The sequence below is a fragment of the Umezawaea sp. genome (genome assembly GCF_036375055.1).
Taxonomy (GTDB): Bacteria; Actinomycetota; Actinomycetes; order Mycobacteriales; family Pseudonocardiaceae; genus Umezawaea.
The window spans coordinates 45,067-70,322 of record NZ_DASUSQ010000006.1 but is presented as its reverse complement, the minus strand read 5'-3'; the positions used below and the strand labels follow the sequence as shown (position 1 = coordinate 70,322).

Annotated in this window: 18 protein-coding genes; 6 read left to right on the top strand and 12 right to left on the bottom strand. The window is 73.4% G+C overall.

Annotated features, from left to right (window positions below; translation table 11 throughout):
* Positions 1 to 14 precede the first annotated feature (14 nt).
* From VFZ92_RS01945 to VFZ92_RS01920, 6 genes are all read left to right on the top strand, one after another.
* On the top strand, positions 15 to 230 hold the full coding sequence (locus VFZ92_RS01945) for an MbtH family protein (RefSeq protein WP_330873904.1): 216 nt from the start codon (positions 15 to 17) through the stop codon (positions 228 to 230).
* Entirely contained in the window at positions 227 to 5,098 is a 4,872-nt protein-coding gene (locus VFZ92_RS01940) for an amino acid adenylation domain-containing protein (RefSeq protein ID WP_330873903.1), read from the top strand. Before VFZ92_RS01945 ends, VFZ92_RS01940 begins: the two co-directional genes overlap by 4 nt.
* Positions 5,095 to 12,306: an amino acid adenylation domain-containing protein gene (locus VFZ92_RS01935; protein ID WP_330873902.1), complete on the top strand. Its 7,212-nt coding sequence runs from the start codon at positions 5,095 to 5,097 to the stop codon at positions 12,304 to 12,306. Before VFZ92_RS01940 ends, VFZ92_RS01935 begins: the two co-directional genes overlap by 4 nt.
* Positions 12,303 to 13,259, top strand: a complete 957-nt coding sequence (locus VFZ92_RS01930; RefSeq protein ID WP_330873901.1) for an ornithine carbamoyltransferase — start codon at positions 12,303 to 12,305, stop codon at positions 13,257 to 13,259. The genes VFZ92_RS01935 and VFZ92_RS01930 overlap by 4 nt, the downstream gene beginning before the upstream one ends.
* Positions 13,256 to 14,476, top strand: coding sequence for an MFS transporter (locus VFZ92_RS01925; RefSeq protein WP_330873900.1), 1,221 nt, complete (start codon positions 13,256 to 13,258; stop codon positions 14,474 to 14,476). Before VFZ92_RS01930 ends, VFZ92_RS01925 begins: the two co-directional genes overlap by 4 nt.
* Positions 14,477 to 14,662: 186 nt before the next feature.
* Positions 14,663 to 15,265 carry a hypothetical protein gene (locus VFZ92_RS01920; RefSeq protein ID WP_330873899.1) on the top strand — a complete coding sequence of 201 codons (603 nt, stop codon included), beginning with the start codon at positions 14,663 to 14,665 and terminating at the stop codon, positions 15,263 to 15,265.
* 140 nt (positions 15,266 to 15,405) lie between these two features.
* On the opposite strand, the gene VFZ92_RS01915 is transcribed toward VFZ92_RS01920, so the two are convergent.
* The 12 genes from VFZ92_RS01915 to sbnA are packed head-to-tail and all read right to left on the bottom strand — an operon-like array spanning position 15,406 to position 25,254.
* Positions 15,406 to 15,579, bottom strand: a complete 174-nt coding sequence (locus tag VFZ92_RS01915) for a hypothetical protein (protein ID WP_330873898.1) — start codon at positions 15,577 to 15,579, stop codon at positions 15,406 to 15,408.
* 57 nt (positions 15,580 to 15,636) lie between these two features.
* Positions 15,637 to 16,863, bottom strand: coding sequence for an alpha/beta hydrolase family protein (locus VFZ92_RS01910; protein ID WP_330873897.1), 1,227 nt, complete (start codon positions 16,861 to 16,863; stop codon positions 15,637 to 15,639).
* Positions 16,860 to 17,315, bottom strand: coding sequence for a 3-hydroxyacyl-ACP dehydratase (locus tag VFZ92_RS01905; protein WP_330873896.1), 456 nt, complete (start codon positions 17,313 to 17,315; stop codon positions 16,860 to 16,862). The genes VFZ92_RS01910 and VFZ92_RS01905 overlap by 4 nt, the downstream gene beginning before the upstream one ends.
* Positions 17,312 to 17,683, bottom strand: a complete 372-nt coding sequence (locus tag VFZ92_RS01900) for a hypothetical protein (protein WP_330873895.1) — start codon at positions 17,681 to 17,683, stop codon at positions 17,312 to 17,314. The genes VFZ92_RS01905 and VFZ92_RS01900 overlap by 4 nt, the downstream gene beginning before the upstream one ends.
* The gene (sbnB, locus tag VFZ92_RS01895; RefSeq protein ID WP_330873894.1) at positions 17,680 to 18,738 is read right to left on the bottom strand and encodes a 2,3-diaminopropionate biosynthesis protein SbnB; all 1,059 of its coding nucleotides are present in this window, start codon (positions 18,736 to 18,738) and stop codon (positions 17,680 to 17,682) included. The genes VFZ92_RS01900 and sbnB overlap by 4 nt, the downstream gene beginning before the upstream one ends.
* Positions 18,735 to 19,769: a beta-ketoacyl synthase N-terminal-like domain-containing protein gene (locus VFZ92_RS01890; protein WP_330873893.1), complete on the bottom strand. Its 1,035-nt coding sequence runs from the start codon at positions 19,767 to 19,769 to the stop codon at positions 18,735 to 18,737. The genes sbnB and VFZ92_RS01890 overlap by 4 nt, the downstream gene beginning before the upstream one ends.
* Positions 19,766 to 20,986 (bottom strand): beta-ketoacyl-[acyl-carrier-protein] synthase family protein, encoded by a 1,221-nt coding sequence (locus VFZ92_RS01885; protein WP_330873892.1) that lies wholly within the window; start codon positions 20,984 to 20,986, stop codon positions 19,766 to 19,768. The genes VFZ92_RS01890 and VFZ92_RS01885 overlap by 4 nt, the downstream gene beginning before the upstream one ends.
* Positions 20,970 to 21,704 (bottom strand): 3-oxoacyl-ACP reductase FabG, encoded by a 735-nt coding sequence (fabG, locus tag VFZ92_RS01880; RefSeq protein WP_330873891.1) that lies wholly within the window; start codon positions 21,702 to 21,704, stop codon positions 20,970 to 20,972. The genes VFZ92_RS01885 and fabG overlap by 17 nt, the downstream gene beginning before the upstream one ends.
* Positions 21,704 to 22,756: a beta-ketoacyl synthase N-terminal-like domain-containing protein gene (locus VFZ92_RS01875; protein WP_330873890.1), complete on the bottom strand. Its 1,053-nt coding sequence runs from the start codon at positions 22,754 to 22,756 to the stop codon at positions 21,704 to 21,706. Before VFZ92_RS01875 ends, fabG begins: the two co-directional genes overlap by 1 nt.
* The gene (locus VFZ92_RS01870; RefSeq protein ID WP_330873889.1) at positions 22,756 to 23,991 is read right to left on the bottom strand and encodes a beta-ketoacyl-[acyl-carrier-protein] synthase family protein; all 1,236 of its coding nucleotides are present in this window, start codon (positions 23,989 to 23,991) and stop codon (positions 22,756 to 22,758) included. The genes VFZ92_RS01875 and VFZ92_RS01870 overlap by 1 nt, the downstream gene beginning before the upstream one ends.
* Positions 23,988 to 24,272: an acyl carrier protein gene (locus VFZ92_RS01865; protein WP_330873888.1), complete on the bottom strand. Its 285-nt coding sequence runs from the start codon at positions 24,270 to 24,272 to the stop codon at positions 23,988 to 23,990. Before VFZ92_RS01865 ends, VFZ92_RS01870 begins: the two co-directional genes overlap by 4 nt.
* A complete protein-coding gene (sbnA, locus tag VFZ92_RS01860; protein WP_330873887.1) occupies positions 24,253 to 25,254 on the bottom strand; it encodes a 2,3-diaminopropionate biosynthesis protein SbnA in 1,002 nt (333 codons plus the stop codon). The genes VFZ92_RS01865 and sbnA overlap by 20 nt, the downstream gene beginning before the upstream one ends.
* Positions 25,255 to 25,256: the final 2 nt, after the last annotated feature.

Genomic DNA, 25,256 nt, shown 5'->3' with positions numbered 1-25,256 from the left:
AAGACGAGAGGCTCATGACCGACCAACTCGACAACGGTCCGGCTTACCGGGTCGTGGTGAACGACGAGGAGCAGTACTCCCTCTGGCCCGCCGACCGCGACCTGCCCGCGGGCTGGTCGGCCGACGGGGAGCCCGCGAGCAAGCAGGAGTGCCTGGACCGCATCTCGCGGGAGTGGACGGACCTGCGGCCGCTGAGCCTGCGCACGCGACTCGAAGCGGGACGCCCGTGAGCCGCACGCTGCCGGACCTCTTCGCCGACCAGGTGGCCAGGACGCCCGACGCGGTCGCCGTCCTCGACGACCGGCAGGAGATCACCTACTCCGCCCTGGACCACCGGTCCGGGCTACTGGCCGCCGCGCTGCGCGCCCGCGGCAACGGCAACGGCTCCGTCGTCGGCGTCCGGATGCGCCGCGGCGTCGACCTCGTGGTGGCGCTGCTGGGCATCTGGAAGGCGGGTGCCGCCTACGTCCCGCTCGACCCCGAGCACCCGGAGGAGCGGTCGGCCGCCATCCTCGCCAACACCGGCTGCGAGTGCGTGCTGACCTCGCGGTCGCTCCCGGCACTGCTGGACGAGGCGGACGGGGTGGTGGCGAGCGCGGCCACGATGGGCGACCCGGCCTACGTCATCCACACCTCGGGGTCGACGGGCACGCCCAAGGGGGTCGTGATCTCGCACGCGGGCATCGCGAACCGGGTCGGCTGGACGGTCGAGACCCACGGGCTGTCGGCCGACGACCGGGTCCTCCAGAAGACCAGCCTGAGCTTCGACGCCGCGGCGTGGGAGGTGTTCGCCCCGCTGGTGAGCGGTGGCGCGGTCGTGCTGGCGCCCGTCGGCGCCGAACGCGACCCGGCCACGATGCTCGCGGCGGTCGTGCGGCACCGGGTGACCGTGCTCCAGGTCGTGCCCTCGGTGCTGCGGCTGCTCGTCGCCGAGCCGGGTCTGCGCGACTGCACGTCGTTGCGGCTGCTGTTCTCGGCGGGCGAGGCGCTGCACGCCGAGCTGCTCCAGCAGCTGTGGGCCCAGCTCCCGGTCGAGACGTGGAACACCTACGGGCCGACCGAGTGCTCGATCGACGCGACCGCGTACCGGTGCGACCCCGAGCAGACCACCGGGCCGGTGCCCATCGGCAGGCCCATCACCGGCGCCCACGTGCTGGTGCTGGACGAGAACGGGGAGTTCGCGCCCATCGGCGTGCCCGGCGAGCTGCACCTCGGCGGCGCGGGGGTCGCGCTCGGCTACCTCGGCAGGACCGCGATGACGGCGGAGAGGTTCGTGCCAGACCCGATCGGGCCGCCGGGTTCCCGGCTGTACCGCACGGGTGACCGCGCGCGGTGGCGGTCCGACGGCGTGCTGGAGTACCTCGGCAGGCTCGACGACCAGCTCAAGATCAGCGGGGTGCGGATCGAGCCCGCCGAGATCGAGATCGCGGTCCAGGCGCACCCCGGTGTGCGGGCCTGCGTCGTGCTCGGGGTGCCGGACAACCAGGGCAGCAAGCGGCTGGTCGCCTACGTCGTCGCGGACGACGACGAGGTGGGCCCGAGCGCGCTGCGGGCGTTCCTGCGCAAGCGGCTCCCGGAGTACCTGGTCCCCACGGTGTTCGTGCTGGTCGCGGACCTGCCCCTCACGGTGAGCGGCAAGGTGGACCGCACCGCGCTGCGGGCGCTCGACATCACCGGGTCCGTCGGCGGCCCCGCCTACGCGCGACCGGGTTCGGCGGCGGAGCGGATGGTGGCCGACATCTGGTCCGAGCTGCTCGGCGTCGACCGGATCGGCCTCGACGACGACTTCTTCCAGCTCGGCGGGCACTCGCTGCTGATCACCCGGCTGGCCGAGCGGCTCAGGGCGCTCTCGGGCCGCCGCGTCGAGGTGGCCACGCTGTTCGCCTCGACGACCGTGCGGTCGCAGGCGCGGCTGCTGTCCGAACAGGACGGTGCGGGCACGGCCCCGGTCGCGCTCCCCCGCGGCCCGCGCGTGCCGCTGTCGTTCGGGCAGCAGCGCCTGTGGTTCCTGGAGAAGCTGCGCGCGGGCGACCCGGAGTACACCGTCCCGCTCTTCCTGACCGTGTCCGCCGAGACCGACGAGGCGACCGTGCGGAGGGCGTTGAACGCACTGGCGGTCCGGCACGAGGTGCTGCGGACCCGGTACGTGCTGGAGGACGGCGAGCCGTACCAGGTGATCGACCCGCCCGCGCCGGTCGAGCTGCGGACCCGCACCGGCGACCCGGTCACCCTGTTCCGCGACGAACTGGCGCTGGGCTTCGACCTGGAGCGCGGGCCGGTGTGGCGGGCGCTGCTCGTCCGGCACGCCGACGGCGGCGGCACGCTCCTGGTGACGGCCCACCACATCGCCTGCGACGGCCGGTCGATGGTCGTGCTGTCGGACGAGTTCACGCGGCTGTGCGCGGGCGAGGAACTGCCCGCGCCGACGCTCCAGTACGCGGACCACGCGATCTGGCAGCGGCAGGCGCTGACCGACGACGTGTTCGCCGCCCAGTCGGAGTACTGGCGGACGGCGCTGGAGGGGCTGCGACCGCTGGACCTCCCCGTGGACCGACCCCGTGCGGCGGAACGGGACTCGCGGGGTGCCGCGCTGGAGTTCGCCGTGCCGGTGGACACGGCGAAGGCCCTCTTCGAGCGGGGCAGGGAGCAGGGCGCGACCCCGTTCATGGCCCTGCTGACCGTCTTCCACGTGCTGCTGGCCCGCTACAGCCGCGGGTGGGACGTCGCCGTCGGCACGCCGATCGAGGGGCGGACCCGCGCGGAGGTCGAGGAGGTGGTGGGCTTCTTCCTCAACTCGCTCGTGCTGCGCGCCGGTGTGCGCCCCGAGCAGACGTTCACCGAGGCGCTGGCGGCGGTCCGGGCGACCTGCCTGGCCGCGTTCGCGCACTCCGACATCCCGTTCGAGCGGCTCGTCGAGCAGGCCCGGACCGACCGCGACCTGTCCAGGACCCCGCTGTACCAGGTGATCTTCGACCTGCACGACGAGGCGCTGTCGTCGACGAACTCCGAGTCGGTCGACGACGAGACGATGCGGGCGCTCTGGAACACCGCGAAGACCGACCTCACGCTGATCGTGCGCAAGCGCGCCGACGGCACGGTGCAGGGCGTCTTCGAGTACGCGACCGCGCTGTTCGACGAGGACACGGTCCGGCGGATGGCGGCGAACTTCGTCCACCTGGCCCAAGCCCTCACCGACTCCCCCGACCGCCCGGTGTCCGAGGTGGACGTCGTGACGCGGGAGGAGCGCGACCTGCTGGTGCGGGACTGGAACGACACGCTCCTGCCCACCGAGGGCCTGCCCGTGCACCGGGTGTTCGCCACGCGGGCCGCCCGGCGGCCGGACGCCGTCGCGCTGGTGGCGAGCGGCCGGACGACGACGTACGGCGAGCTGGACGAGCGGGCGAACCGGATCGCGAACCTGCTGCGCTCCCGCGGGGTCGGCGTCGAGTCGGTGGTCGGCGTCCTGCTGGACCGCGGGGTCGACCTGGTGGCCTGCCTGCTCGGCGCGTGGAAGGCCGGTGCGGCGTTCGTGCCGCTCGACCCGTCGTTCCCCGCCGAGCGGGTGGCGCTGGTGCTGGCCGACTCCGGGGCCGAGGTCGTCCTGACGGACTCGCGGCTCGCCGAGCTGGCGGAGGGCTTCGCGGGCGGGCGGCTGCTCCTCGACCACGACCACGCGGAGGTCGCCGCGGCCCCCGCCACGCCGCCGTGGGTCCCCGACGACCTCGACCGGCTCGCGTACGTCATCTACACCTCGGGGTCGACCGGTCGGCCGAAGGGCGTCGCGGTGCCCCACCGCGGGCTGGCGAACTACCTGCGGTGGACGGCCGACGCCTACGCCTCGCACGGGACCGGCGGTGCGCCGCTGTTCTCGTCGATCGCCTTCGACCTGGGGATGCCGAACCTCTGGACGCCGCTGATGACCGGTCAGCCGGTGCACCTGCTCCCGCAGGACCTCGACCTGACCAAGCTGGGGGCGACGCTGGCCGACGCCGGTCCGTTCAGCTTCGTCAAGCTGGCGCCCGCGCAGCTGGAACTGGTGACGCACCAGCTGGAGGCGCGCGCTCCCGCTCCCCTGGCGGACCTGGTCGTGGTGGCCGGTGACCGCGTGCCCGCGACGATGGTCGACCGCTGGCGCGAGGTGACCGGCAGGCCGGACGCCCGGTTCGCCGCCGAGTACGGCCCGACCGAGATCACCGTGGGCAACTCGGTGTTCCACGCGGGCGAGCCGTGGGCCGGCGAGTTCCTGTCCATCGGGCGGCCGATCCCCAACACGACGATGTACGTGCTGGACGAGCACCTGGAGCCCGTGCCGATCGGCGCCGTCGGGGAGGTCTTCGTCGGTGGTGTCGGCGTGGCCCGCGGGTACGCGGGGAACCCGGCGCTGACCGCGGAGAAGTTCGTCCCCGACCCGTACGGGCGGCCCGGCTCGCGGCTCTACCGCACCGGTGACCTCGGGCGCGTGACGGGGACCGGCGCCGTGGAGTTCCGCGGTCGCGCCGACGACCAGGTGAAGATCCGCGGCTACCGCGTCGAGCTCGGCGAGGTCGAGGCGGCGCTGCTGGCGCTGCCCGGCGTCCGGGAGGCCGTGGTGGTGCTGGACGACCAGCGGCTGGTCGCCTACTACGTGGGGACCGACGTGTCCGGGCTGCGGGAGTCGCTCGGCGAGACCATGCCGCGGCACCAGGTCCCGGACGTGTTCGTGCCGCTGGAAGCGCTCCCGCTCAACGCCAACGGCAAGGTCGACCACCGCGCGCTGCCCGCACCGGGCCCGCGGGCGGGCGACGCGGGCGGGCACGACGCCCCCCGGACCGTGCTGGAGCGGGCCATCGCGGACATCTGGGCCGAGGTGCTGCCCGGCGAGGTGGGGGTGCACGGCAACTTCTTCGAACTCGGCGGGCACTCGATCTCCGCGACCAGGGTCGTGTCGATGATCCAGGAGAGGTTCGGGGTCGAGGTCGGCATCCGGGTGCTGTTCGACCAGCCGACGGTCGCCGGTCTGGCGAGTGCCGTCGAGAACGAGATCAGGGCTGACGTGGACCGGCTCAGCGCGGCCGACGTGGTGGCCGAGACGAAGCGGACCGAGGGATGGCAGGCATGAGCGCAGGACAGGAGACCGAGGCGTACCGCGAGGAGCTGATCCGCAGGCGGATGGCGGGAGGGGTCATCGGCAACCGGGTCTCGATCGGCAGGGCCGACCGGGACAAGCCGCTCCCCCTGTCCTTCGGGCAGCGCCAGCTGTGGTTCCTCAACCAGCTCGACCCGGACAGCCCGGAGTACCTGGTACCGCTGGTGCTGCGCCTGCGCGGCCCGCTGGACGAGGGGGCGCTGCGCGGCGCGTGGGCCGAGCTGGTCGCCAGGCACGAGATCCTGCGCACCCGCTACGAGGTGGTCGGGGGCGAGCCGAGCCAGGTGGTGCTGCCGCCGGAGCCTCCGGAGTGGACGGTCGTCGACTTCCGCGACCTGCCCGCCGAGGACCGCGAGGCCGCCGCGATGGCGGCGGCCGAGCGGGAGGCACTGGTCCCGTTCGCCCTGGAGCGCGACCTCCCGCTGCGGCTGAGCCTGCTGCGGATCAGCACGACCGAGCACCTGCTGGTCGCGGTGTTCCACCACATCGCCTCGGACGCGAGGTCGCAGGAGCTGGTGCTGGCCGAGCTGGGCGCGCTGTACTCGGCGTTCCACGCGGGTCAGCCGTCGCCGCTGCCGCCCGTCCCGGTGCAGTACGCGGACTACGCCGCGTGGCAGCAGGAGTGGCAGTCCGACCGGGCCCTGGAGCACCACCTGTGGTGGTGGCGCACCGCGCTGGCCGACCTGCCCCGGCTCGACCTGCCGACCGACCGGCCCCGACCCCCGGTGCGCCGCTGGCACGGCGCCTCGGTGCCGTTCAGCCTCCGACCGGAGACGGTCCGGGTGCTCGACGTGCTGGCGAAGGACCACAACGCCACGCGGTTCATGGTGCTGCTGACGGCCTTCCAGTGCCTGCTGGCCCGCTACACCGGCCAGGACGACGTCGCCGTGGGCACCGTCGCGTCCGGCCGCACCCACCCCGACCTGACCGGGCTGTGCGGCTACGTGATCAACAACCTGGTGCTGCGGATGCGGATCGAGGGGTCCCCGTCGTTCCAGGACATGCTGGTGCGCAACCGGGTCAACGTCCTGGAGGCGTTCGACCACCAGGCGGTGCCGTTCGCCCGCCTGGTCGACGAGATCCAGCCCGAGCGCGACATGTCGGTCACCCCGCTGTTCCAGGTCGCGTTCACGATGCACGACGCGCCCGCCGGCGGCTCCGAGGTGGCGGGGCTGGCCGTCGAGCACGTCGACCTCTCCTGGCGGGTGGCCAAGTTCGACCTCGCGATGCAGGTCGCCGAACTCCCGGACGGCGGGCTCGGCGGCCAGGTCGAGTACTCCACCGACCTGTTCGAGGAGGCCACGGTGCGGCGGCTGGCCGGGCACTTCGCCCGGCTGCTGGACAGCATCGCGGCGAACCCCGACACCGACGTGCGCTCGCTGGACTTCCTGCTGGACGAAGAGCTCCGGGTGCTCCTGGACGACTCGGCGGTCTCGGTCGTGCGGGACGACCGCGGTCTGCGCGAGGTGTTCGAGGAGCAGGTCTCCCGGACGCCGGACGCGGTCGCCGTGGTGTGCGGCGGCGCGGAGCTGACCTACGCGGAGCTGAACGGACGGGCCAACCGGCTCGCCCACCACCTGCGCGAGCTGGGCGTGGGCGCCGAGTCGCTCGTCGGGGTCTGCCTGGAGCGCGGCGACGACCTCGTGCCCACCCTGGTCGGCGTCACGAAGTCCGGAGCGGGCTACCTGCCGCTGGACCCGGCCTACCCGGCCGACCGGCTGCGGTTCATGGTCTCCGACGCCGAGACCCCCGTCGTCGTCACCACCTCCCGGCACCTGGACCTGGTGCGGTCCGTCCACACCGGAGCCGTGGTCGTGCTGGACGACGACGCCGCGGCCATCGCCGCGCGGCCCGCCACCGACCCCGACCGCACCGGCGGGCCGGAGGACCTGGCCTACGTGATCTACACGTCCGGGTCGACCGGGCGGCCCAAGGGCGTGTGCGTGACCAACCGCAACGTCCTGCGGCTGTTCAGCTCCTCGCGGCGGCACTACGGCTTCGGCGGCGACGACGTCTGGTCGATGTTCCACTCCTACGCGTTCGACGTGTCGGTGTGGGAGATGTGGGGCGCGCTGCTGCACGGCGGGCGGCTCGTCGTCGTGCCGTTCGACGTGTCGCGGTCGCCGGACGACTTCCTCGACCTGCTGGTGGCCAACCGGGTGACCGTCCTGTCGCAGACGCCGTCGGCGTTCCGCTCGCTCGTCACCGCGGCAGAGCTGGACGACCCCCGCCTCGCGCACCTCGCGCTGCGGGCCGTGGTGTTCGCGGGCGAGAAGCTCGAACTGCCCGACCTGGCGCCGTGGGTCGACCGGTTCGGGCTCGCCGAACCGGCCCTGGTCAACATGTACGGCATCACCGAGACGACCGTGCACTCGACGTTCCACCGGCTCGTGGAGGACGACTTCGCACCGGGTGCGGGCAACCCGATCGGCTACCCGCTCGACGACACCCGCATCCACCTGCTCGACCGGTACGGCAAGCTGGTCCCCATCGGGCTGCCGGGTGAGATGCACGTCGGCGGACCGGGGGTCACCCGCGGCTACCTCAACCGGCCGGAGCTGACCGAGCAGCGGTTCGTGACCGGCCTCGTCGGCGACGAGCGGCTCTACCGCAGCGGTGACTCCGCCCGCCGCCTGCCCGACGGCAGCCTCCAGTTCCTCGGCCGGATCGACCAGCAGGTCAAGCTGCGCGGCTTCCGGATCGAGCTGGGCGAGATCGTCGCCGCGCTGTCGGAGCACCCCTCGGTGCGGGACGCGGTCGTCGTGCTGCGGGAGGACGAGCCGGGCGACAAGCGGCTGGTGGCCTACCTCGTGCCGTCCGGACCGGCCGTGCTCGACCCCGGCGAGCTGCGGGCGCTGCTGGGCCGCGTCCTGCCCGACTACATGGTGCCCTCGGCGTTCGTGTCGCTGGAGCGGTTCCCCCTGACCACCAACGGGAAGCTCGACCAGCGCGCGCTGCCCTCACCGGACGAGAGCGCCATCCGCGCGGACGTCGAGGTGGTCGCGCCGCGCACCGTGACCGAGACGAGGGTCGCGGCCGTGTGGCGCGAGGTGCTCGGGATCGACACGCTCGGCGTGCACGACGGGTTCTTCGACCTCGGCGGCGACTCGATCCGCGCGGTGTCGCTGGTCGGCACGCTGAGGGTGCACGGGTTCGACGTGGCGGTGCGGGACGTCTTCGAGCACCGGACGGTCGCCCGGCTGGCGGAGTTCCTCGACCGGTCCGCGAACCCCGCGCCCGCCACGACGGTGGTCCGGCCGTTCGAGCTGGTGCCAGCGGTCGACCGGGCGCTCATCCCGTCCGACGTGCTCGACGCGTACCCGCTGTCGAAGGTGCAGGCCGGGATGCTGGTCGAGATGCTCGTCGGCGGCTCGGACAACATCTACCACAACGTCTGCTCGTTCAAGATCACGGACGAGCACCCGTTCTCCGAGCAGGCGCTGCGGGCCGCGGCGGCGAGCCTGGTGCGTCGGCACGAGGTCCTGCGGACGTCGCTGGACGCGGTCGGGTACTCGGTGCCGATGCAGCTCGTGCACGCCACCGCCGAGATGCCGATCGGCACGCGCGACCTGCGCGGGCTGGACGCGGCCGAGCAGACCGCCGTGCTGCACGAGTTCACCGCGCGGGAGCGCGCCACGCTGTTCGACCTCGCGGAACCGCCGCTGCTGCGGTACTTCGTGCACGTGGTCGACGACGGCTGGTGGATCTCCATCACCGAGTGCCACGTCATCCTGGAGGGCTGGAGCTACCACTCGCTGCTGATGGAGCTGCTCACGGCCTACCACCAGGTCCGCGACGGCAGGCCCGTCGAGGCCCCGCCGATGCCGGACGTGCGGTACGCCGACTTCGTCGCCGCCGAGCTGGAGTCGTTGGCGTCCGAGGAGTCCAGGGCGTACTGGCGCGACGTCGTCGCGCGGCACCCCCGGTACGAGCTGCCGTCGGCGTGGCGCGGTGACGACGGCCCGCGCGAGCCCTACCGGCTGGAACTGCCGTGCGCGGACATCATGACCGACCTGCGGGCGGTGGCGAAGAAGGCCGACGTCTCGCTCAAGAGCGTGCTGCACTCCGCCTACCTCAAGGTGATGAGCACGCTCACCGACGAGCCCACGATGTTCACCGGTCTGGTGTGCGACGCCCGGCCGGAGGTGCTCGGCGCCGAACGGGTGCACGGCATGTACCTGAACACCGTGCCCTTCCCGTTCGACCGGTCGGCCGGGACCTGGCGCGAGCTGGTCCAGCAGACCTTCGCCGGGCACGTCGAGCTGTGGCCCCACCGCCGCTTCCCGCTGCCCGAGATCCACCGCGAGGTCGGCGCGACCGAGCGGCTGGTCGAGACGTTCTTCATCTACCTGGACTTCCACGTCGTGGACACCGGCCACGTCGACCCGGAGTCGGTCATCGACGACAGCCCCAACGAGTTCGCCCTCACCGTCGCCGCGATGGGCGACGTGGTGCTGCTGCACACCGACACGCACGTGCTGGCCAGGGAGAACGGCGAGCGGCTGCTGGCGATGTACCGGGCCGTGCTGGAGGCGATGGTGTTCGACCTCGACGGGGACGCGCGCGCCACGTTCCTGCCCGAGGCCGAGCGCCGCACGCAGCTCACCGACTGGAACCGCACGGAACGGCCGCTCGGCGACGAGGGCCTGGTCGAGCGGTTCCGCGAGTTCGTGCGCCGGACCCCGGACGCCGTCGCCGTCGTCGAGGACGGCGGGCGGCTGACCTACGCGGAGCTGGCCCGCAGGGCGGGCGCGGTGTCGCGGGACCTGGCCGGTGACGAGGAGGGCACGCTGGTCGCGGTCCTCGGCGACCCCGGCGCGGGGTTCATCGCGGCCGTGCTCGGCGTGATGGGCGCGGGCCGCGCGTACCTCCCGCTCGACCCGGCGGTCCCGGTGCACCGCACCGCGACGCTGCTGGCCGACAGCGGTGTGCGCACGCTGCTGGTGGGGCCGGGGCACGAGGAGCACGCCGTGGCGGCGACCGAGGGGCTCCCGGTGCGGCTGCGGGTGCTCGACGACGCCGAGCACCCGGTCGACGCGTGGGTGCCCAGGACGCCCCCGGAGGGTGGTCTCGGCCTGGCGTACGTGATCTACACGTCCGGGTCGACCGGTCAGCCCAAGGGCGCGATGGTGCACCGGCGCGGCATGGTGAACCACCTGCTCGCCAAGGTGGAGGACCTCGGTCTGACCGCGGGCGACGCGGTCGTGCAGAACGCGCCGCTGACCTTCGACGTGTCGGTGTGGCAGATGCTGGCGCCGCTGGTCGTGGGCGGTCGGGTCCGCGTGGTGGGCAAGGCGCACGCCGCCGACCCCGCCGAGCTGTTCGCACGGGTGGAGCGCGAGCGGGTCTCGGTCCTGGAGGTCGTGCCGTCGCTGCTGCGGGCCGCGCTCGACGGCTGGGACGCGGGCATCGCCGCGCCGGACCTGTCCGGGCTGCGGTGGCTGCTGGTGACCGGCGAGGCACTGCCGCCGGAGCTGTGCGTCCGCTGGTTCGCCCGGTTCCCCGGCGTCGACGTGGTCAACGCCTACGGGCCGACGGAGTGCTCGGACGACGTCACGCACGCCTTCCTCACCAGCGGCACGCCCTTCGACCGGCCGCAGGTGCCGATCGGCAGGGCCGTCCGCAACACCCGGCTGTACGTGCTGGACGTCCACCGGCAGCCCGTTCCGGTCGGCATCCCCGGCGAACTCCACGTCGGCGGCGCCGGGGTGGGCCACGGGTACCTCAACGACCCGGAGCGGACGGCGCGCGCGTTCGTCGTCGACCCGTTCTCGGCCACCCCCGGCCAGCTGCTGTACCGCACCGGCGACCGGGTCCGCTACCGCCCGGACGGCCAGCTGGAGTTCATCGGGCGGCGGGACGACCAGGTGAAGATCCGCGGCCAGCGGATCGAGCTGGGCGAGGTCGAGGCCGCGCTGCTGGGCGCTCCCGGTGTCCGCGACGCCGCGGCCAAGGTCGCCTCGGGCAGGCTCGTCGGGTACGTCGTCGGCACCGCCGACACCGGTGCCGTCCGCGAGCACGTCGGCGGGCTCCTGCCCGACCACCTCGTGCCCGCCGCGCTGGTCGCGCTGGACGCGCTGCCGTTGACGGCCAACGGGAAGGTGGACCGCGGCGCGCTGCCCGCCCCGGACCGCGCCGCGCTCGCGGCCACGGCCCCCGTCGCGCCGCGCACCGGGACCGAGGTCCGCCTGGCGGAGGTCTGGGGCGCCGTGCTCGGCGTCGACGACCTCGGCGTGGAGGACGACTTCTTCGCGCTCGGCGGCGATTCGATCCGCACGCTGAACCTGGTCTCGGCCCTGCACGCGGGCGGTTTCACCGTCTCGGTGCGGGACGTCTTCGAGCACCGCACGATCGCCGGGCTCGCCGGGCTGCTCGCGGGCGGACCGGGTGCCGCGGACGAGAGGGCGCTCGCGTGGCTCACGCCCAGGGGCACCCGGCCCCCGCTGTACTGCGCGCACCCCCAGGGCGGCAGCGGGCACTGGTTCGTGCCGCTGGCCGACCACGTGGGCGAGGGCGGGTCGCTGGCGGTGTTCGAGGCGCCCGCGTCGACCGGCGAACGGCCCGCCGACCTGCGCGAGCTGAGCGCCCGGTACGTGCGCGAGGTGCCCGACCAGCGGCCGTTCTTCCTGCTGGGCTGGTCCTCCGGGGCCACGCTCGCCTGGGAGATGGCCGTGCAGCTCGCGGAGGACGGGCGGCCTGCCGCGGCGGTGGTGCTGATCGACCCGATCGGCGACCCGGCGACGGCGGTCAACCCGGTGGAGAAGGACTGGCTGACCGAACGGCTCATCGAGCTGTTCGACCGGGGTGTCCCGACCGAGGACGAGGAGTTCACGGCGCTGCTCGCCATCGCCGGGCTGTCCCTCGCCGACTCCGACGTGGCCACCGTGCGGCGCCAGCTCGACCGGACGCGGACGCTGACCGCGGCGATGTACACCTACCGCTACCCGAGCACCACCACACCGGTGCACCTGGTGATCACCGACGAGTGCGCGGACGAGAAGCACGGCGTCCTGCGGGAGCAGCCCTACGAGAGCTACCTGGCCCGCTGGGGGGAACTCGCCACCGGTGGCCTGCGCGTGCACCGCGTGACGGGCGACCACGACGGCATCCTCCAGCCCGCCAGGGCCGCCGAGCTGGCCGAGCTGATCGGCACCGTGATGGACGAGGAGGGGGCCCGATGACCGCGGTGAGGACGGCGCGAGCACGCGACCTGCTGTCCATCGGCGACCTGACCGACGCGGACCTGGAGCACATCCTCCACCGGGGGCTCCACTACGCGCGGAACCCGAAGCCGACCGCACGGCCGCTGGACGGCGACGTCGTCGGGGTCTTCTTCGAGAAGACCTCGACCCGCACGCGCACCGCGTTCTCCAGCGGCGCGCTGCGGCTGGGCGCCCGCGTCATCACGTACGGGCCGGGCGACCTCCAGACGAACACCGGCGAGAGCCTGGCCGACACCGGTCAGGTGCTCGCGGGGATGCTGGACGTCCTGGTCGCCCGCACGGTGCTGACCGCCGACCGGCTGGCGGAACTCGCCGCCGGACCGGACCTGTCGGTGGTCAACGCGATGAACGTCGAGGAGCACCCGACGCAGGCCCTCACCGACCTCACCACGCTGCTGCGGCACTTCGGCCGCGTCGAGGGGCTGCGCGTCCTCTACGTCGGCGAGGGCAACAACACCGCGTCCGCCCTCGCCCTCGCCCTGACCCGGTTCCCCGGTGTGGAGCTGGAACTGCGCACCCCGCCCGGTTACGGGCTCGCGGAACCGTTCGCGGCGGCCGCGGCGGAGCAGGCGCGGCGGCACGACTGCTCGGTGGTCGAACGGCACGACATGCGGCACCTGCCGCGCGGTGTCGACGTCATCTACACCTCCCGGTGGCAGACGACCGGCACCGTGAAGCCGGACGCGGACTGGCGGCGGACCTTCGCGCCGTTCCAGGTGCACGCCGGGCTCTGGGAGGGCAGTCCGGGAGCGGTGTTCATGCACGACCTGCCCGCCCACCGGGGCGAGGAGGTGACCGCTGACGTGCTCGACGGGCCCACCAGCATCGCGTTCACGCAGGCGACCACGAAGATGCACAGCGCGATGGCGGTGCTCGACTGGTGCCGGCGCGGGGACGGTTCCGGCACGTGACCACGGGAACCGACCGGCAGGCCGTGAGCCTGCGCGGCAACAGGGACTTCCTGCTGCTGTGGAGCGGCGCGGGGATCTCGTTCCTGGGGTCCCGCGTCAGCGCCTTCGCCTACCCGCTGATCGTGTTGTGGGCCACCGGATCCGCGCCCGCCGCGGGTCTGGTGGCCTTCGCCGCCCAGCTGCCCTACCTGGTGGTCCAGCTGCCCGCGGGCATCGTCGTCGACCGGTTCGACCGGCGCGGGCTGATGATCGCGTGCGACCTGGGCCGCGTGCTCGCGGTAGGGAGCATCCCGATCGCGATGCTCTTCGGCGGGCTCGGGATGTGGCACCTGGCCGTCGTGGCGTTCGTCGAGGGCTGCCTCACGGTGGTCTACCGGATCGCCGAGCGGGCCGCGCTTCGCAGCGTCGTGGAGGACGACCAGCTCACCCTGGCGAGCGCGCGCAACGAGGCCCGCGAACGGGCGGCGGGGATGCTCGGCCAGCCCGTCGCCGGGTTCCTGGCCCCCGTGGCGCAGTGGGCGCCGTTCCTGTTCACCTCCGTCGCCCACGTGTTCTCGCTCGCCACGCTGCTGCTCATCAGGAAGAAGCTCCAGGCGCGGCGGGCTCCGGGGCGGCAGCGGGTGTTCGCGGAGCTGGCCGAGGGGATCGTGTGGGTGTGGCGGCAGAGGTTCGCCAGGGCCGCCGCGGGGCTGATCGCGGTGAGCAACCTGCTCTTCCAGGTGCTGTTCCTGGCGCTGCTCGTCATCGTCCGGGACGACGGCCGCTCCGAGGCGGTGGCCTCGATCATCGTCACCGTCGCGGGCGTCGGCGGTGTGGTCGGCGCGCTGAGCGCCACGTGGTGGATCCGCCGGATCGCCCTGTCCCACCTGGTGATCGGCGCGAACCTGTCGTGGGCGCTGCTCGTCCCGTTCATCGCGTTCGCCGGGAACCCCGTCGTGCTGGGGTTCCTCTACAGCGCGACGGCGTACGTCGGTGCCGTGTGGACGGTCGCCGTCGGCGGCCACCTGGTCCGGATCGTGCCGGAGGAACTGCTCGGCAGGGTGACCAGCGTGGCCTCCCTGCTGTCCTACGGTCCGCTCGCGTTCGGCTCGCTGCTGGGCGGCTTCGCCCTGGAGTCGTTCGGGGTCACGTGGACGGTGGTGGCGGTCAGCGGCGTGATGCTCACGCTGACCGGGCTCGCGGCGGCCAGTCCCAGCGTCCGCTCGACCGTCGGGTGAGGTCGGACCCAGCAGCGCGAGAACGGCCGGGAGGGTGCACCCCTCCCGGCCGTTCCGCTTGTCCGCCGCACCGGAACAGGCGTAGGGACAGCCCTACCGGGATGCGGGTGCGTTCCCCACTGACCCGAGGGGGGCGCGGGACCACCATGGGACCAGGCAAACGCACCCGTCGAACGGAAGGTCGGGATGAACACCGCACTCCTCGACACACCAGGCTGTCTGGCGATCGTCCTGTGCGCGTTCGGGGCCGTGATCACGGCCGGGACGCCCTCGCACGCCGGGTTGACCGCGGTCAGATCGGCGGTGGGGCTGTCGGCGGTGCTGTCGCTGGTGGTGCCGTCCGCGACCGCGGGGGCCCTGGTGATGCTGGGGATCGGCACGGCGGTCGGGATCGACAACTCCGTGTTCCGCCTGCGGCGGGAGAGCGAGAAGCAGGCCAAGCTGGCCCGCAGGCCCGGCGCCCACGCCGTCGACACCACCAGGACCACGACCGGCCAGTCCGTCCTCGTGTGCTGCGCCGCGGGCGTCGTGTCGATGGCGGTCCTGCACATCGCGATCAGCCAGGCGTTCACGTCCATCGCGGGCCGCTCGACGGCCGTGGTGGTGGCGGTGGCGGTGGCCGGGGCGCTGCCCACCATGCCCGCGCTGCTGAACGGACTCCGCACCTGGTTCGCACCAGCCGACACCCGCCGACCGCGCACCCGAGCCCTGCCGCACCAACCGCAGACCAGCCTGCTGCTGTCCGCCGTGGTGCTCCTGGCCCTCACGTTCGCCGCGATCGGCGGCTGACCCCCGTGCCGACCACCGACCGCTCAACGGCCACGACCCGTGGTGCGTCGACCGCTGAGGTCGGCCGGGTTGTCCAGGCGCGGATCTCCGGTGTCCTGCTCGCCGACAGGTCGTCCACGATCACGGGGATCGGGGCGCCATCAGGTCTGGCGGCCCGGATCGACGTCAGCGCGGCGAGGCAGGGTGAAGGGCCCGCCCGGCTCCGTGGGCCGGGCGGTGGCCGTCGGGCGGGCCTGCCCCCGCTCGTCGAAGGCGTGGATGACGTCGCGCACGGTGTCCTCGTGCGCGGCGAGCAGCCGGGCGGTCGAGGCCACCGGTGTTCCCCGTCCCCGACGGCGACGAACCGCCGTCGGGGACGGGATCACCACGGGTCAGGGCTTGAGCAGACCCCAGTACGCCGCCCACGGCACGAACACCGCGCCGACGGCGGTCAGCACCCGAACACGCACACCCGTCCGCGTCCCCCTGGAGCGGAGCACGGCCAGCACCGTCGCCGCGGGCACACCGGCCGACAGCAGTTGCAGCACCAGCCAGGGCACGGACCGGCCGCCGACGACCGGACCCACCGAGGGGTTCTCGGTGGTGGTCAGCCGGAAGAAGTAGCCGACCCAGCCGAGCACGGCGGCGAGGCCGAACCTCGACCCCCAGCGGACGGGCCCGCGAACGCCGCCGACGGCGAACGCGACCACGAACACCACCAGCGCGCCGATCTGGACCGGGCCGGACTCCCACCAGGCGACGCGGGCGAGCGGCCTGCTCCGCGCGTCCTGGTGCGCGGGCGCGTCGGTCGTGGCGCCGGTGGGGCCGTAGACGACCCACGAGGTGACCAGGTCGAGGTAGCCGGGGGCGAACTCGGGCAGCCGGTCGTAGCCGTCGGTGGTGCGGCGCGCGGCGTGGTCGGCGCCCGGCAGGGTCCGGAGGGCGCACCGCTCGTTGCCGCCGCGCTCGAAGGCCCGTCGGAAGATCTCCAGGCTCTCCCCCGGCGGGGTGAGGCGGTCCAGCTCGCCCCAGATCGCCAGCACCGGCTGCCGCACCCGCTCCAGCACGGGCACCGTGTCGTAGTGCGCCTCGGGGAACAGCCCACCCGCGACGAGCTGGCGCATACCGGTGTCGGCGACCGCGTCGACCATCGACCCGGTGACGCCCTGCCGCCGCAGGTGCGCGGCGGTGGCCCAGGCCTGCTGCCTGCTCGGCGTGAGGCCGTTCGCGCCGAGCGTCACCACGAACGCCACGTCCGCCGACCGGGTCGCGGCCAGCGGCGCCACCCAGCCGCCCTCGGAGAACCCCCACAGGCCGACCCTGTCCGGGTCGACCTCGGGTTGGGCGCGCAGCGCGCGCACGGCGGCGAGCGCGTCGTCGGCCAGCAGCGAGTAGTCGCGGCCGGTGGACGAGTAGCCCGTCGTCCGCTTGTCGTAGGCGAGCACGGCGATGCCCGCCGCCGCGAACGCCTCGGCCTCGTCGCGGAGCCCCGAGGCCCGCCCCGGACCGGAGCCGTGCACCAGCACGAGACCGGGCAGGCCGGACGGTCCGGTCGGGAGGTGGAGCGTGCCCCGCATGATCAGCTCGCCGCTGGCGAACGTCAGGTCACGGATGATCACTGAACGGCTCCTTCAGGCCGGAAGGCGAGCAGCGCCCTGGACACCGACAGCACCGGCGTGCCGTCGACCAGGCTCTCCCCCTCCACGGCCACGGTGTGGACCAGGTCCTTGACCAGGCGGACGTCGTGCCTGAGCACGTCGCCGGGCAGGACCCGGTGGTGGAACTCGACGTCGGTCAGCTTCCCGGCCAGCATCACCTCGCCCGGCGCGGCGACCCGACCGAGCCCCAGGCGGATCAGCAGCCCGGCCGCCTGCATCCAGGACTCGACCAGCAGCCCCTCCGGGTAGGCGTGGTCGTCCTCGTCGGACAGTCCGGCGTACCAGGGTTCGTTGCAGGTGACCGCTTTCACCGCCGTCAGCCGGGCGCCCTCGACCACCTCGGTCACCCGGTCGACGAGCAGCACGGGGTAGCGGTGCGGCAGCAGCGCGCGGACGCCCGTCACCTCGATCACCGCGACTCCCCCGCGAGGAAGCGGAGCCGCACCACGGCGGCGGCCCCCCGGTCGGTGCTGACGTGCCCGGTGCACCACCGCGCCGCGCCGTCACCGCGCCAGTCCAGCGCGATGCGGACGGTGTCGCCGGGGAAGACCGGGGCGAGCCAGCGCACCGACTCCAGCGCGGCGAGCCGCAGGGGCCCGGCGTCCTCGGGGGCGGTGAGGTGGGCGCCGCGGCGCACGCACTCGACGACGCCCACTCCGGGGAAGATCGGGAGGTGCGGGTAGTGGCCGCGCAGCACGGGCTCGTCGGCGGAGATCTCGACCGTGGCGGTCGACGGTCCCGAGGCGTTCGCGACGACCTCGCTGATGACGAAACCGGTCACCGCGGCGTTCCGTAGCGGTGCAGCTCGGAGAAGAAGTCCGGCACGACGTGGAGTTCGCCCGCCGCGGCGATCTCGTCGTGGACGTGCTTGCCCACGGCGAGGTCCAGCACGCCGAGGCCGAACGGGGAGAACACCACCGGGTGATCGGTCGGCACCTCCACCGCGCCGGTCAGGACGTCGTGGAGGGTGCCGTGCAGGAAGTCGCGGTTGCCCACCACCTGCTCGGCCAGGTGCGGGGACGTGTTCGCCTTCAGGCAGTGCTCCACGTCGTCCACGACGTTCACCGAGGACAGGACCACCTCGGGGGACAGGTCGCGCAGCGACACGTTCAGCACGAGCGGGTTGTGCCGGAACCACGCCGGGTCGTGCACGTGCGGCTCGCTCGCGACGGTCGCGAACACCACCAGGTCGGACTCGCGGACCACCTCCTCCGCGCCGCCGCGCACCCGCGCCCGGCCACCGGTGCCCCGCACGTAGGACGCGAAGCCCTCGGCGTGCTCGCTGGACAGGTCGTGCACGGCGACCTCGTCGAAGTCCCACCCGGTCGCGGTGAGGTAGGTGTGGACGTACCGGGCGACGAGACCGGTGCCGATGAAGCCGACCCGTGACGGCCGAACCCGGCCCCGGCTCAGCCGGTCCGCCGCGAGCGCGGCCGACGCCGCCGTGCGGACGGCGCTGATGATGGAGCTCTCCAGGCAGGCGAACGGGTACCCGGTGTCGGGTGAGTTGAGCACCAGCACGGCGGAGGCCCTCGGCAGTCCGCTCGCCACGTTCTCCGGGAAGCTGGAGATCCACTTCAGGCCGTCGACGTTCACGTCGCCGCCGATGGACGCGGGGAGCGCGATGATCCGCGCGGTCGGCCGGTCCGGGAACCGCAGGAAGTACGACGGCGGGTTCACCGTCCGCCCGGCGCCGTGCGCCAGGTACGCGGCCTCGACCAGCTCGACGACGCGCTTCTCCTGCCCGTGCAGGACCTTGCCCACCTGCGCGCCGGAGATCACCGAAAAGGACAGGTCGTGCGACATGCTCGTCTCCATGCTGTCGGAACTGGTCATCGGTCGAAGATGCGGAACACGCCGCAGCCGACGTGGCCGTCGCCGTCGACCGAGGTGACGACGGCGACGTCTCCCCCGGCCCCGCAGGCGATGGCGGTGCTCAGCTGGAACGCGGCCGACGCCCCGTCGGTGTCGCCGATCAGGCCCGCGGGTTCCAGCACCCGCGCTCCCGCGCCGAGCACCGCCTCCACGGCGGCGAGTTCGGCGGACGACGACCCGGACACCGCCGCCGCCCACACGTCCCCCTCGGCCACTCCCGCCCGGTGCAGCGCCCGCCGGACGCGGGTGGCCAGCGCTCCCGCGGCGGCCTCCGGACGGGGCGCGTAGCCGAACTCCAGCGCCAGCACCTCGGCCACGGGCCGCCTCCCGTGCGCGAGCGCCGACTCCTCGGACTCGGTCAGGAACACGCAGCACCCCTCGCCGAGCGGGTCGCGCGCGCCGAGGCCGTGCCAGGCGAGCCACGAGCGCCGGGGGTTGAGGTCCTCCACGGCACCGGCGAGCACCACCGGCGACCGGCCCCCGCGGTGCAGGCGCCTGGCGTAGTTCAGCACCGAGAGGCCGGTCGTCCTGCCGGTGGTCACCGTCGAGTTGGACCCCTTGAGGCCGAACCTGATCGCGCACTGCGCGGCCGAGTAGTTCATCACGCTGCTGGGGAACGCCTTGGTGTTCACCTGGTACGGATACGGGTTCGTCAGCGACTCGCGCATGATGCCCATCGCCCGGTCCGAGCTGATCAGGCCGCCGCCGAGCACCAGCGCCCGTTCGGCGGGCTCGAACTCGGCCAGGTCGTGCTCGCGCAGCAGCAGGGCGACCGCGCCGACGGCCAGGCCCGCCGCCCGCCCGAGGTTGGCCAGGTTCTTCGTCTCGCCCAGGATCGCGCCGACGTCGAACCCGTCGACCGCGCCCTGCACGGCGAACGGGACATCATCCTCCACAGTGGACAGTCTGGGTTCACGCGCCAGCACGCCGTCGGCGAACGCACCGGTCCCCAGGCCGAACGGGGAGATCACGGACATCGCGGAGATGATCACCGGACCACCTCGTCCCGGTACCGCCGCAGGACGACGGCGGCGTTGGAGCCGCCGAAGCCGAGGGCGTTCACCAGCACCGTTCGCGGTTCGCCCTCCCTGGCCGCGTTGGGCACGCAGTCCACCGGGCACTCCGGGTCGGGGGTGCGGTGGTTGGCGGTGGGCGGCAGGAAGCCGTGCTCCATCGCCAGCAGCGCGGCGACGCACGAGTGGGCGCTCGCGGCGCCCATGGTGTGCCCGATCATCGACTTGATGGCCGACACCGGCGGAACCGCGCCGCTCCCGAACACCTCGGCGAGCGCCGCGGACTCCATCGAGTCGTTGGTCGGCGTCCCGGTGCCGTGCGCGAAGACCAGGTCGACCTCGCCCGGCGCGACCCGTGCGTTGACCAGCGCCCCGCTCATGCACGCGGCGACCGACTCCCCCACCGGCCTGGTGGGGTGGAAGGCGTCGCAGTTGAGGTTGTGGTCGAGCACCTCGGCGTGGATGACCGCTCCCCTGGCCAGCGCCGTGTCCAGCGGTTCCAGCACCAGCACGGCGGCGCCCTCGCCGAACACGACGCCCGTGCGGTCCACGTCGAACGGCCTGCACACGTCGCGGGACAGCGCGCCCATCCGGTAGAACGTGGCGAACGTCCGGCGGCAGAAGGCGTCCGCGCCGCCGCACAGCGCGTAGTCGGCGTCCCCGGACCGGATCGCGTCCAGCCCGTAGCCGATGGCGTAGGTGCCCGCGGCGCAGACGTCGGGCAGCGTGATCAGCTCGACGTCCTCCAGTCCCAGCTCGTCGGCGACGGCCACCGGCATCCGGCTGAACCGGGCTCGTCCGGCCAGCAGCGGGTCGAGGTCGGCCAGGCCCTTCGCCACCTCCACGGCCGCCAGGTCGTCCAGGTCGCGGGCGTCGCCGTCGGTGGTGCCGATCGCGATCACGCCCGAGGCGCCGCGCAGCCGCTCCAGGTCGAGGCCCGCGTCCCGCACGGCCATCCCGGCCGCCGCGGCGGCCATCCGCGTGGCGCGGCCGTACTCGGACCGCTCGTCGTCGGCGAAGTCGGGGACCTCGCAGGACAGTCCGTGGGCGAACCCCTCGGTGTCGAAGGCGGTGACCGGTCCCGCGCCGTCCCGGCCCGCCCGCAGGCCGGCGAGGAAGCCCTCCCGGCCGCTGCCGATGGCCGAGATCACGCCGAAGCCGGTGACCACGACCCGCCGCTCAGGCACCGTACCCACCGTGGACCTCCACGACCGAGCCGGTGACGTACGTTGCGCGGTCGGAACTCAGGTACGCCACCAGGTCCGCCACCTCCTCCGGCCTGCCCGCCCGTCCGAGCGCGATCCGCTCGGACATCTCGCGCCGGACCGCCTCGGACAGGTCCTCGGTCATCCGGGTGTCGATCAGTCCCGGCGCGACGACGTTGGCCCGGACGCCGCGGGGGCCGACCTCCCTGGCCAGCGACTTGGCGAAGCCGATGATCCCGGCCTTCGCCGCCGCGTAGTTGGCCTGCCCAGCCCTGCCGTGCACGCCGGAGACGGACGAGATCATGGTGATCGACCCGGACCTCCGCTTCACCATCGGGAAGAGCACGGCCCGGCAGACGTGGAAGACGCCGTCCAGGTTGGTCCGCAGCACGTCCTCCCACCTGGCCGAGGACATCGACACCACGAGGCCGTCGGAGACGATGCCCGCCGACGTGACCGCCGCGCTGATCGGGCCGAGTTCGCGCTCGGTGCGCGCCACCCAGTCCGCGACGGCCCCGGCGTCGGTGACGTCGACCCTCGCGGCGAGCGCGCGCACGCCGAGTTCGCCGATCTCCTTCTCCAGCTCGACCGCGCTCGCCTCGTCCGACCGGTAGGAGAACCCGACGTCGAACCCGTCGGCCGCGAGCCGCAGGACGCAGGCCCGACCGATGCCGCGCGAGCCGCCGCTCACCAGCGCCACGCCCGCCATCAGCGCTCACCCGCCAGGCGCAGCAGGACGGCGGCGACGGTGCCGTGCGGATCGCCCGACACGACCACCACCGGTCGGCCCGCCGCCTCCGGCAGGCGTTCGGCGATGCTGAGCACGGACGCGATGGCGAACGCCGAGGACGCCGCCCCGGTGTCGCCGATCTGGTGGCCACCGGGAACGCGGGTCAGCGTCCTGAGGTCGAACAGCTCGGCCAGCGCCTCCCGCTCCGGCTCGGACGCGGTGGTGGACACGACGGCCCACACGTCCGCCGCGGGCACGGACGCCCGGTCCAGCAGCGCGCGCACGCAGTCGTGCAGCGCCGGACGGGCGGAGCCGTCCAGGCACACCCTGGTCTCGACGCCCAGCACCTCGGCCAGCGCCGCGCGGTGCGTGGAGCCCGGTTCGAGCCGGAAGAACGCGCCCCCCTCGCCCAGCGGTGACCCGGAGCCCCTGCCGTGGTGCGCGAGCCAGGCCCTCGCCGACGAGTACTCCTCGACCGCGCCGACGATCACCGAGTCCGCCCGGCCCGCGGCGAGCAGCCTGTCGGAGTAGCGCAGCGCGTGGACCGCGGCGCTCCGACCACCGGCCAGGGTGGTGTTCGGTCCGGTGATGCCGTAGCGGATGGCGCACTGGGCCGCCGCGCAGTTCATCGACCCGCTCGCCAACGTCTTGGTGTTCAGCAGGTGCGGCCTGCTCTTCACCAGCGAGTCGCGCATGTGGTCCATCTCGGTCTGGACGCTGCCCGACGTGGTGCCGAGCACCACACCGGCGCGCTCCCCCGTGTCGACGCCCTGCTCGACCAGTCCGCCGACGGCGACCAGCGCCAGCGCGCTCGCCCGGTCGAGGTGCCGGAGCCCCTTGCCGCCGACGAGTTCCTCCACGTCGAAGTCGGGCACCAGGCACGCCCGGTCCTCCGGCACCGACCACCGCTCGGGGTCGACCGGGACGGCCGTCGGCCGTCCCGACCGCACGCCCGCCGCGTAGGCCTCGCGGCCGTGGCCGAACGGCGACACCGCCGACCATCCCGTGATCACCGGCGCAGCGCCCGCCATCAGACCGTCCTCCCGTGCTTGCCGAGCACCAGTACCGCGTTGTCCCCGCCGAAGGCGAGGCCGTTGTTCTGCACCACCCGGAGATCCGCGTCCACCGCGTGGTTGGGCACGCAGTCGACCCCGCACGCGGGGTCGGTCACCCGGTGGTTGGTGGTCGGGGGGATGAACCCCCTCGTGATCGCCAGCGTGCTGGCGACGGCCGCCAGCGCGCTGGCGGCGCCCATGGTGTGACCGAGCATCGACTTGATCGACACCGTCCTCGGCGGCTCGTCCCCGTGGACGTCGCGGATCGCCTCGCACTCCGTCACGTCGTTCAGCTTCGTGCCGGTGCCGTGCGCGGAGATCAGGTCGACCTCGTCGGGCTTCACCCCCGCGTCGTCGAGCGCCAGTTGCACGCACCTGGCGACGCTGGACCGCGACGGGGACACCGGGTGCCGGGCGTCGCAGTTCAGGCCGTAGCCCAGCACCTCGGCGTGGATCGTCGCGCCCCGCTCCAGCGCGGAGTCCAGGCTCTCCAGCACGAGCACCGCCGACCCCTCGCCGGTGAGGATGCCCCTGCGGTCGCGGTCGAACGGCCTGCACACGTCCGGGGCGACCAGCCCCAGCCGGTGGAAGGTCGCGAACGTCCGCCTGCTCAGCGCGTCCGAGCCGCCGCACAGCGCGAAGTCCACCTGGCCGAGCCGCACCGCGTCGACCGCGTCGCCGATGGCGTAGTTGCCCGCCGAGCAGGCCGTCCCGATGACGTAGGCGTCCACATCGGACAGCCGCAGCTCGCGGGCGATCGACAGGGCCAGGTTCTGGGCCGACACCCGGTCGACGAGGTCCGGGTCCATCCGCTCCGGGCCGTCCACGACCGCGGTCTCGGCCAGCCGGTCGACGTCCTGCGACTCGCCGCTGGTCGTGCCCATCACCACCAGGCCGCGACGTTCACCCAGCGCGCAGGCGTCGCCGCCCGCGTCCTCCACGGCCATCCGCGCGGCGGCGACCGCGAACCGGCTCGCCCGGCCGAGGTTCGCCGCCGGGACGGTGCGGATCCACCGGTCGGGGTCGAACCCCGTGACCTCGCAGGCGACGTCGGACGGGAAGCCCGAGGCGTCGAACGCGGTGATCGGACCGGCGCCGCTGCGACCGGAGCGCAGGCCGTCGGCGAACGCGTCGACGCCCACACCGATGCTCGACACCACGCCCATGCCGGTCACCACCACCCGGCGGCGTTCCTCGACCCGCGCGGTCATCGCACCGCGACGTTCTCGTCCACGGTCGACGACCACCCGGCGAACTCCGCCACGACCTCGTAGACCGAGTCGAGGTCGACCATGCGCGGCAGCTCGTCCTGGTCGATCGCGATGCCGAACTCGGTCTCCAGGTTCGCCAGCAGGTCGATCGTGCTCAGCGAGTCGACGCCGAGGTCATCGGTGAACAGCGTCGTGTCGTCCAGCTCGTGCGGTTCGACCTCGAAGGCCGCGCACGCCAGTCTCTTGATGGTGGCCTTGCGCTCATCGACTACCGCGCTCATCGGCGTATCCCTTCGTTCGTCCTGCCGGTGGCCGCGGAGCGGGGTCGAAGTTGCTCCGCAGCCAGTTGTCGTCGTAGATCGAGTCCAGGTAGCGCTCACCGAGGTCCGGCGAGATCAGCACCGCGGTGCCGCCGCGCGACTCCTCGTGGGCGTCCAGCCAGGACATCGCGCCCGCCAGCACCGTGCCGGTCGAGCCGCCGAGCAGGAACCCGTGCGCCGCCAGCTCCTGGCACATCGCGATGGAGTCCGGTTCGGCGACGTGCACCACGTCGTCCACGTAGGACCGGTCGAAGATCTCCGGCCGGGTGCTCGTGCCGAGGCCGGGGATCAGCCTGCGGGCCAGCGGTGTCCCGAAGGTCACCGATCCCACCGCGTCGACCGCCACCACCGTGACCGGCAGCCCCTCGTCGCGGAAGTACCTGGCGCAGCCCATCAGGGTCCCGGTGGTCCCGGCCCCGACGAACAGCACCTCGACGTCGGGGAACTGCTTGACGATCTCCGGGCCCGTGGTCCGGTGGTGCGCCCGCCAGTTGCCGGGGTTCGCGTACTGGTTCAGCCAGAGGTTCCGCTCGTCCCGCGCGCACAGGTCCCGCACGTGCTCCAGCCGCGCGCCGAGGAACCCGCCGTCGGCGCCCGGCTCGGTCACCACGTGCACCACGGCCCCGTAGCTCTCCATGAGCCGCACCGCCGCCCGGTTGCACCGGACGTCGGTGACGCAGGTGAACCGGTACCCGCGGCTCGCGGCGATCATGCTCAGCGCCACGCCGAGGTTGCCGGAGGAGGACTCCACCAGCGTCGTGCTCGACGTGAGCAGGCCCGACCGCTCCGCGGCGTCGACCATCTCGGTCGCCGCCTTCAGCTTGATCGACCCGGCGAAGTTGAAGCCCTCGCACTTCATGTAGAGCCGACGGCCGACGACGTGTTCGAGATCGATGTACAGATCCTCAACGTTGAACTCGTGTGGCGCGGTGATGACCGGCACGG